The following is a 7,474-nucleotide window of genomic DNA, read 5'->3' on the forward strand; positions in this document are numbered from 1 at the left end:
ATACTATGAATTAAATTGTCTCTTCATCTATTATAGTTTTTTCTGTATCTACTTCAGGCATCTGCTGTATCTGCCAAAGCTGCCAAGCATAAACAATCACTGTCCGAATAACCGCATAAAATGGTACTGCTAAAATCATACCTGCAATGCCGGCTATATTACCAGCAGCTAATAGCAAAACAATAATAGTCAATGGATGAACATGCAAAGATGCCCCCATGACACGTGGGTAAATTAAATTACTATCAACCTGTTGTACAATCAACACAACAACAATGATCCAAATTGCCTGCCAAAACGAATCTGTTAAAGCAACAAATAATGCTGGAACCAATCCAATATAAGGACCAACATATGGAATCATGTTGGTTATACCTGCAAATACACCTAACAGCAAAGCGTACTTTTGACCAATCATAAAGTAACCAACGGCTGTAAATACACCAACGAAAATCATCTCTAACACTTGGCCACTAATGTATTGCGCAAGTGTCTGGTTTAATCTTCCTAATATGTCAGAAATCCTTGCTTGTTGTTTACTTGGAAAAATTTTCTGAATAAAAGGTGCCAGTTTATTACCATCATATAGCATGTAAATCGTCATTACTGGTACGGTAATCGCTGTCACTGTGAAACTAGTTAATTTGGCAATCACCGCGCTTAAACTAGTTGCCATACCTGATACGACAGTTTTCCCAATATTCTGCACTTCTTGTTGTAGCTTATCGAAATTAAAATCAATACCATACTCTTTAGAGAAATTAATTTGGCTAAGTTGATTAGCCCAATGCTGAATTGTATCTACTAATACTGGAATATTTTTTACTAAACTGGCGATTTGATCAACTAAGGCTGGTAATAATGTTAGTAACAAGGCTCCCAAAATACCTAATAATAGCAACATAACAATGGTAATAGCCCAGCCTCGACTAACATGCCTTGTCTTACCTAATGGCACCTTTTGCAATGCTCCAACCACCGGATTTAAGATATAATACAAAAATCCTGAAATAATTAATGGGACAAAAACAGCACCAATAAATTGACCAATTGGTTCTAGAATAAAGCGTAATTGTGCAACGATCAAAACTAATAGCGCAATGGCTAACAGTTCAATTGTCCAAAATAATGTTTTCGATCGTTTGACGTGTTCTAACACTTCAGACCCTCACTTTCATTTTTTCTAATTATAACAGATATTAGGCAATCATAAATTTTCCATCACCAGTTAAATGGAGACGGTTTTATTTGTGAATGTTGTAACTATATAATTCAGTTTAACTTAATAAGAACAAAAAGTTTTGCACACTTTATCCACAGGCACATCATTAAGCCATTACTACTTGCCAAGCATAATTTCCCTTGCACAATAAAAAATGCATTCTGACAAATTAATTTATCGTCAAAATGCATTACTAATTATTACTACTAATTAAAAATTAAAGCGAGAATCAAACCAATGGCTAACGTTACTGAAATAACGACAGCATTTTTAATAGCATATGGAAAATTAGGTTTGATTGGATTTGCTTGAAATGCTTTAACATTTTTCATCACAATTGGGAATGAAACTAAGGCAACCAATGACAGCCAAGGCAAAATCCCAGTAACCACTGCAATAATCAGCATCACATAGCCAGCAATGTAAACCCAGCCAAATGCTTTAACTGCTCGATCCTTACCTAAGTACCAAGCTAATGTGTGCCGTCCTTCTGCAACGTCTTCATCGTAATCACCAATATTGTTGGCAAACATAATATCACCAATTGCAAACCAGGCAATCGCTGAAGCAATAATCGCCTTAAAGACAAGTTCGCCATTGAAAGTCGGCGCAATATTTACATAAGTTGCACTCAAAAAGATGAGATATCCCATCGTTAGCCCTGATGCTAACTCACCAAATGGCGTGCGTGACAAAGGCAACGGGGTACCAGCATACCAATAAACAACCCAAAATCCAATTAATCCCATGATTAACAAGGGCCAACCTGTTTGTGTCGCTAACCATAAGCCACCAACAGCAGCAATCAATACCAATACCAATAAGGTTATCCAACCTTGACGTTGTGAAATGCCACCCTTACCAATGATATTATTGACACCATTCTTCCATTCATCACTGGTTGCTGATTTAAAATCTTGTATATTGTTCCAAACATTAGCAACCATTTGCAAAGATAGGACAACAATTGCGAAAACTATTGCATATCCCGTATGAAATTCTTGATATGTGATTGCCGCATATAAATTACCCAAAACCAATGGCAATACACTAGCAACCAATGATTGAATTTCCACGAATTTCAACCATGTTTTAATACTCATCTACCATAACCTCCTAAAAACTCTCGACATCTCAGCTTACACGAAAAAAATCAGTCGCGCAATGCAACAACGTCGACTGATTTTCTACTTATGCAATTATAATGCTCTGAAACGATGCAAATGCTCATTTATCGGGATATCCTTACTATCAACTGAATCTATTCGGGCATATGGCGATGGCGACATACTAATCTTTGAAATAAAATCCGACATCGCATCGCTTTCCGCTTGGGCCTCAATATGCACAGAACCATCCGATTCATTCCACACATTACCTTGAATGCCTAATTTATCAGCAATATTTTTTGTGGAATATCGAAAGCCAACCCCTTGCACCCGGCCACGTACGATAATTTTCTTTGCAATCAACATTTATATTCCTCCAATAACAGAAAAATCAGAGTTTGAAAAAGACTGGAACATTACTGCCCCAGTCTCATTATAGCGTGAATTTATGGCTTCTTTGTTAAATCTGAATCAAAGTATTTCTCTGAAAGGTCAGATAATGTCCCATCTTTGGCCAATTGTTTTTGTGCTTTAGTGATTTTCTTTGCTAAAGCTTTGTCTTTCTTGTTTAACATTGGTGAAGATGACGTATTATCCAAAGTTTTCGTTACTTTTGCCTTTAACTTTGTCTCAGGATGAGCTTTTTTATAAACGCCCCATGAATCCTGTGAGTTCAACGTCACATCAGCCTTACCAGAATTAACTAAATCAATCGCCTCCGCAAATCCTGGTACTGACACAACATTGGTACCAGCCTTTTTAGCGGCCTGACCAAAGTTAGATGATGCCGATTGGGCTGACTTTTTGCCCTTCAAATCAGCCGCTGTCTTGATATCTGATCCTGTTTTAGTAATCATCACTGTCTTGGTATAGATATATGGCTTGGCAAAGGTATACTTTTTAGTACGTTCCTTTGTTTTTCCCATATTGTTATACACAACATCGTACTTTCTTGAATCTAACCCAGCAACTAATGAATCAAATTTTGTTTGTGTAAATTTGACTTTCAAGCCTAATTTCTTAGCAACAGCTTTTGATAAATCAACCTCAAACCCAGTTAATTTACCTGATTTGTCACGATACGAATATGGTGAGTACGTTCCTTCTAGCCCGACTGTTAGCGTTCCCTTTTTATGAAGATTTTTTTGATAAGCGGGTACTGATTTAGCAGGTGCACTTGGCACAACTGCATAAGCACTACTACTTGCGGTAATTAACGTAACAGCTGCAACGGCTGCAATTTTTGTATATTTATTCATTTTATATTTCCTTAACTGATGTGTTTGATTAATATTATTCATCGCCCGTAATATTTGTCGCTAAAAACATCTGTTAATTTAACATCGCATCCCCAAACTCATTATCGTCACCCCTTTTAGTTTCTGACGCAAATCATACCCCGCCCATTATCCGTTTGTCAACTGCACGGTTATTTTAAACTTTTACTTGCATTTAATTAGTAACACCCCTAGAATAAAAGCAGTTAGTAATTCGAAATTTTCAATTTTAGGGAGTATAACTATGATTCACATCACATTAAATAACTATGTTGCTTGTGAAAGCCTAACGCGTTTTTTGCGGTAGGTTATCTTGGTGTACACCAATTTAATAATCGTCAAAAACGTGTTAGGCATCTTACGACTGAGATTGTTTAACACTTTTTTTGTGCTCTTTTTTGAAAGGAAGGCTCATGTTTGAATTCATTGCAACTTATGCACCACAATTAATTGTTGCTGGAATTAAGTACACAATTCCACTATCATTGGTTTCTTTTGTGGTTGCAGTTGTTATTGCAGCTACCGTAGCTGTCTTACGCTCATACGTGCCACATGCCACTGGTCTCGGTAAACTCGGTTGGCAAATCTTAAAACTTATCTTATGGTTTTACGTCTGGATTTTCCGGTCAACGCCAATGCTTGTGCAATTATTCGTGGTTTTTTATGGTTTACCAAAATTAGGCATTAGTTGGTTGTCCCCATCTGGTTGGATCGCGGCTGTTTGGGTGCTATCACTCAACACTGGTGCGTATGCTTCAGAAGCAATCCGTGCTTCCATTTCTTCCATTCCAGATACACAGCGTGAAGCGGCTGCTGCTCTTGGAATGACTGACCGGCAGATTTTTATGCGCATTATCTTACCGCAAGCGACTCGTATTTCTATTCCAACGCTAGCAAATTCGTTCATTTCATTAGTTAAGGATACGTCATTGGCTTCAGTTGTAACGATTGTTGAAATGTTCTATCTATCTCAGCAACTTGCTGCCGTTAACTTCGAACCATTAAAGATGTACTTGCTAGTAGCTGTTATTTACGCTTTATTCGTCACTATTTTGTCAATTCCTCAACGTTATATTCAACGTTGGGCCGACCGTTTCGTAAAAGATCAGAGGTAAATCATGCTGAAATTAGAACATATTGATAAAAATTATGCTGAGCATCACGCACTAAAAGACATTAACGTGACTTTTAATCCACAAGAAACAACAGTAATTGTTGGACCATCTGGATCAGGAAAATCGACATTGTTACGTTCACTGAATTTACTAGAACATCCTGACAGCGGAAAATATACTATTGATGATCGTACAATCGATCTCAGTGAGCCCGTAACGACTGATACCCTACTTTGGGTACGTCGTAAAACAGGGATGGTTTTCCAACAACCCCGCATGTTTGATCATCTAACGATTATGGGTAATATGATCGAAGCTCCAGTCCATGTCCTAAAACAATCAAAATCAGACGCAACAAAACATGCTCATGAACTATTGTCAGCAGTTGGCTTAGATGACATGGCTAACCGCTATCCTTATCAATTATCAGGCGGTCAAACGCAGCGTGTTGCCATTGCTCGTGCGATGGCGATGGCCCCAGACTATTTACTACTGGATGAACCAACTTCAGCTCTAGATCCTGAGCTTGAAGCCCAGGTACTACGTGTCTTGAATAATCTAGCTCAAGAAAATCAATCAATGATTATTGTGACCCACAACATGGATTTCGCCCGCCACGCAGCCGATCGGATGTTGTTCTTAGAGGATGGTGAAATTGATTTTGATGGTACTCCGGATGAGTTCTTTAACAAACCAACGGCACGTATTCATCGTTTCTTGAATGCCTTTAAATTTGATCAAGATGAGCATTAAGTAAGTACAACAAAGGCATTTTTAAAAACATTTATACTATATAATTTTAAATATAAAAGGATTGGGAAAATTAAATTTCCCAATCCTTTTTAATTACTATTAATTATTCTATTTACCAGTCAATCCTTGTTGCACTACTGGTAGCAGTTCTTGCCAAGTTGTTTCGAAAATCGTCCGAAATAAATTATCATCCCAGCGTCCAGCAAAAAATGGGTGGTAAAAATACGTAAACGTCTGCATAACAGTTTGTCCACGTTGTTGACGGAATGTATCCCAAGCCATAATTTTTTCTACAGCTATCGCAAACTCCTTTAAACGTGGTTCAATCAAGTTTTCACGTCGTCCCAATTCAAATTGATAAAACGCCAGCATTTCTGGTGCCGCTGCAAAGCTTTCTTGACGTCGCGTTGAGAGTAACCACAGCCAATCATGTAGCGCTTGTACACGGTTATCCGCAGGTACACGCTCACTAGCTTCTATAATAGGTGCATCCACCTCTTCTAGCCAATCTTTATCCATTTCGGTAAATAAAGCATCGCGGTTGGCAAAATGTTTATATAACGCTGCCGGCGTAATTGCTAATTTACGTGCAACATCAGCAAGACGTGCCTTTTCATAACCTTTTTCTTTCAAGACCGCTTGCGTTGCTTCAAAAATTGCTGTTTTTGTAACTTTTGACATCTTGCATCCTCTCTCAATCTATTATCCCTACTATTATACCCATCTCGTCAATGAATACAAACTATCTAATTTAGTTTATTAATATTTTTTGTTATACTGTACGGGTAGATTAGTCAACAAAAATGACTGAATTTTATTGAATACGGGGTATAAATATATGACTATTTCATCATTAACAGATACATTTACCTTGGCAAATGGTATCAAAATCCCAGTAATTGGGTTTGGAACTTGGCAAACACCTGATGGGGACGTTGCTTACCAAAGCGTTTTAGATGCCTTAAAAGCTGGTTATCGTCATATAGATACAGCTGCTGCTTATGGTAACGAATCTTCAGTCGGCCGTGCCATTAAAGACTCTGGTATCCCGCGTGAAGAACTGTTTGTGACATCAAAACTCTGGAACGACAGTCATAGTTATGAGGCCGCTAAAATAGCATTAGATAAATCATTAGACTTACTTGGTTTAGATTATTTGGACTTATATTTGACTCACTGGCCAAATCCACTAATCAATCGACGCGATTGGGATAAAGCCAATGCAGAAGCTTGGCGTTATATGGAAGATGCCTATACTGAAGGAAAGATTCGAGCAATCGGTGTTTCTAATTTCCAAATCGAGCACCTTGAAGCCTTGCTTAAAACAGCAACTATCCGACCAATGGTCAACCAATTATTTATCAACCCTTCTGACTTAGAACAAGATGTCGTTGAATATAACAAGGCTCACGATATTCTCACCGAGGCTTATTCACCTCTTGGAACTGGTTCATTACTTGCAGTACCTCAAATCAATGAGATTGCTGCAAAGTATGATAAATCAGCTGCACAAGTACTCGTTCGCTGGTCATTACAACATGGTTTCTTACCTTTGCCTAAGTCAACACATGCTGAACGCATTAACCAAAATGCAGCTGTCTTCGACTTTGAATTAACAGATGAAGAAATTGCCGCATTAGATCAATTAGAAGGTGTTGCTGGTACACATCAAGACGCCTCACAAGTTGAATTTTAAAAATTGATAAGTTATCAAAAAGTTGGAGTGAACTGAACCCCGTAAGTTGGAGTAATTTCCAAAACTTACGGGGTTTTACTATGTTTTCAAAAGAAGTACAAATTGAAGCAGTCACGATGTACCTACAAGGTATTCCGCCTTATAAAATACGGAAAAAGTTTGGTATTAAAGGAACAGACACCATTCGTAACTGGGTTACTAATATCAAGGAACTTGGTGTCTATGGATTAAACAACGCTAGTCAAAGTAAGACAAATTATCAATATTCCTTTAAAATCAAGGTAATTCAATGGCGACTTGAG

9 protein-coding genes are annotated in these 7,474 nt (G+C 37.8%); 4 read left to right on the forward strand and 5 right to left on the reverse strand.

The genetic code is table 11. From position 1 onward, the window contains the following. Positions 1-10: 10 nt before the first annotated feature. The 4 genes from FFM62_RS08800 to FFM62_RS08815 form a co-directional block, all read right to left on the reverse strand. Positions 11-1,159 carry an AI-2E family transporter gene (locus tag FFM62_RS08800; RefSeq protein ID WP_115471643.1) on the reverse strand — a complete coding sequence of 383 codons (1,149 nt, stop codon included), beginning with the start codon at positions 1,157-1,159 and terminating at the stop codon, positions 11-13. A 269-nt stretch (positions 1,160-1,428) separates the two neighbouring features. Then, positions 1,429-2,325, reverse strand: coding sequence for a prenyltransferase (locus tag FFM62_RS08805; protein ID WP_115471644.1), 897 nt, complete (start codon positions 2,323-2,325; stop codon positions 1,429-1,431). A gap of 96 nt (positions 2,326-2,421) precedes the next feature. Further along, positions 2,422-2,697: an acylphosphatase gene (locus tag FFM62_RS08810; RefSeq protein ID WP_115471645.1), complete on the reverse strand. Its 276-nt coding sequence runs from the start codon at positions 2,695-2,697 to the stop codon at positions 2,422-2,424. Between the two features lie 80 nt (positions 2,698-2,777). Continuing rightward, on the reverse strand, positions 2,778-3,590 hold the full coding sequence (locus FFM62_RS08815; RefSeq protein WP_115471646.1) for a transporter substrate-binding domain-containing protein: 813 nt from the start codon (positions 3,588-3,590) through the stop codon (positions 2,778-2,780). A gap of 431 nt (positions 3,591-4,021) precedes the next feature. Here FFM62_RS08815 and FFM62_RS08820 point away from each other — a divergent pair, with 431 nt between their 5' ends. Beyond that, complete coding sequence (locus FFM62_RS08820) at positions 4,022-4,723, forward strand: amino acid ABC transporter permease (RefSeq protein ID WP_115471647.1); 702 nt, start codon at positions 4,022-4,024, stop codon at positions 4,721-4,723. A 3-nt stretch (positions 4,724-4,726) separates the two neighbouring features. Further along, entirely contained in the window at positions 4,727-5,476 is a 750-nt protein-coding gene (locus FFM62_RS08825; protein WP_115471648.1) for an amino acid ABC transporter ATP-binding protein, read from the forward strand. 108 nt (positions 5,477-5,584) lie between these two features. Here the strand turns inward: FFM62_RS08825 and FFM62_RS08830 are convergent, their stop codons facing one another. Beyond that, positions 5,585-6,157 (reverse strand): TetR/AcrR family transcriptional regulator, encoded by a 573-nt coding sequence (locus FFM62_RS08830; RefSeq protein WP_115471649.1) that lies wholly within the window; start codon positions 6,155-6,157, stop codon positions 5,585-5,587. Between the two features lie 157 nt (positions 6,158-6,314). Here FFM62_RS08830 and FFM62_RS08835 point away from each other — a divergent pair, with 157 nt between their 5' ends. Together FFM62_RS08835 and FFM62_RS08840 are read left to right on the forward strand one after the other, a co-directional pair. Beyond that, positions 6,315-7,172, forward strand: coding sequence for an aldo/keto reductase (locus tag FFM62_RS08835; RefSeq protein ID WP_115471650.1), 858 nt, complete (start codon positions 6,315-6,317; stop codon positions 7,170-7,172). Between the two features lie 80 nt (positions 7,173-7,252). After that, on the forward strand, positions 7,253-7,474 hold a 222-nt coding region (locus FFM62_RS08840), incomplete at its 3' end, for a helix-turn-helix domain-containing protein (RefSeq protein WP_137604529.1).

This window comes from Weissella thailandensis, from assembly GCF_005405465.1.
In the GTDB taxonomy this organism is placed as follows: domain Bacteria; phylum Bacillota; class Bacilli; order Lactobacillales; family Lactobacillaceae; genus Weissella; species Weissella thailandensis.

Excerpts from the sequence above, each read along its gene's own strand:
- FFM62_RS08805 (WP_115471644.1), bottom strand. The coding sequence starts at position 2,325 with ATGAGTATTAAAACATGGTTGAAATTCGTGGAAATTCAATCATTGGTT.
- FFM62_RS08820 (WP_115471647.1), top strand. The coding sequence starts at position 4,022 with ATGTTTGAATTCATTGCAACTTATGCACCACAATTAATTGTTGCTGGA.
- FFM62_RS08815 (WP_115471646.1), bottom strand. The coding sequence starts at position 3,590 with ATGAATAAATATACAAAAATTGCAGCCGTTGCAGCTGTTACGTTAATT.
- FFM62_RS08810 (WP_115471645.1), bottom strand. The coding sequence starts at position 2,697 with ATGTTGATTGCAAAGAAAATTATCGTACGTGGCCGGGTGCAAGGGGTT.
- FFM62_RS08835 (WP_115471650.1), top strand. The coding sequence starts at position 6,315 with ATGACTATTTCATCATTAACAGATACATTTACCTTGGCAAATGGTATC.
- FFM62_RS08830 (WP_115471649.1), bottom strand. The coding sequence starts at position 6,157 with ATGTCAAAAGTTACAAAAACAGCAATTTTTGAAGCAACGCAAGCGGTC.
- FFM62_RS08825 (WP_115471648.1), top strand. The coding sequence starts at position 4,727 with ATGCTGAAATTAGAACATATTGATAAAAATTATGCTGAGCATCACGCA.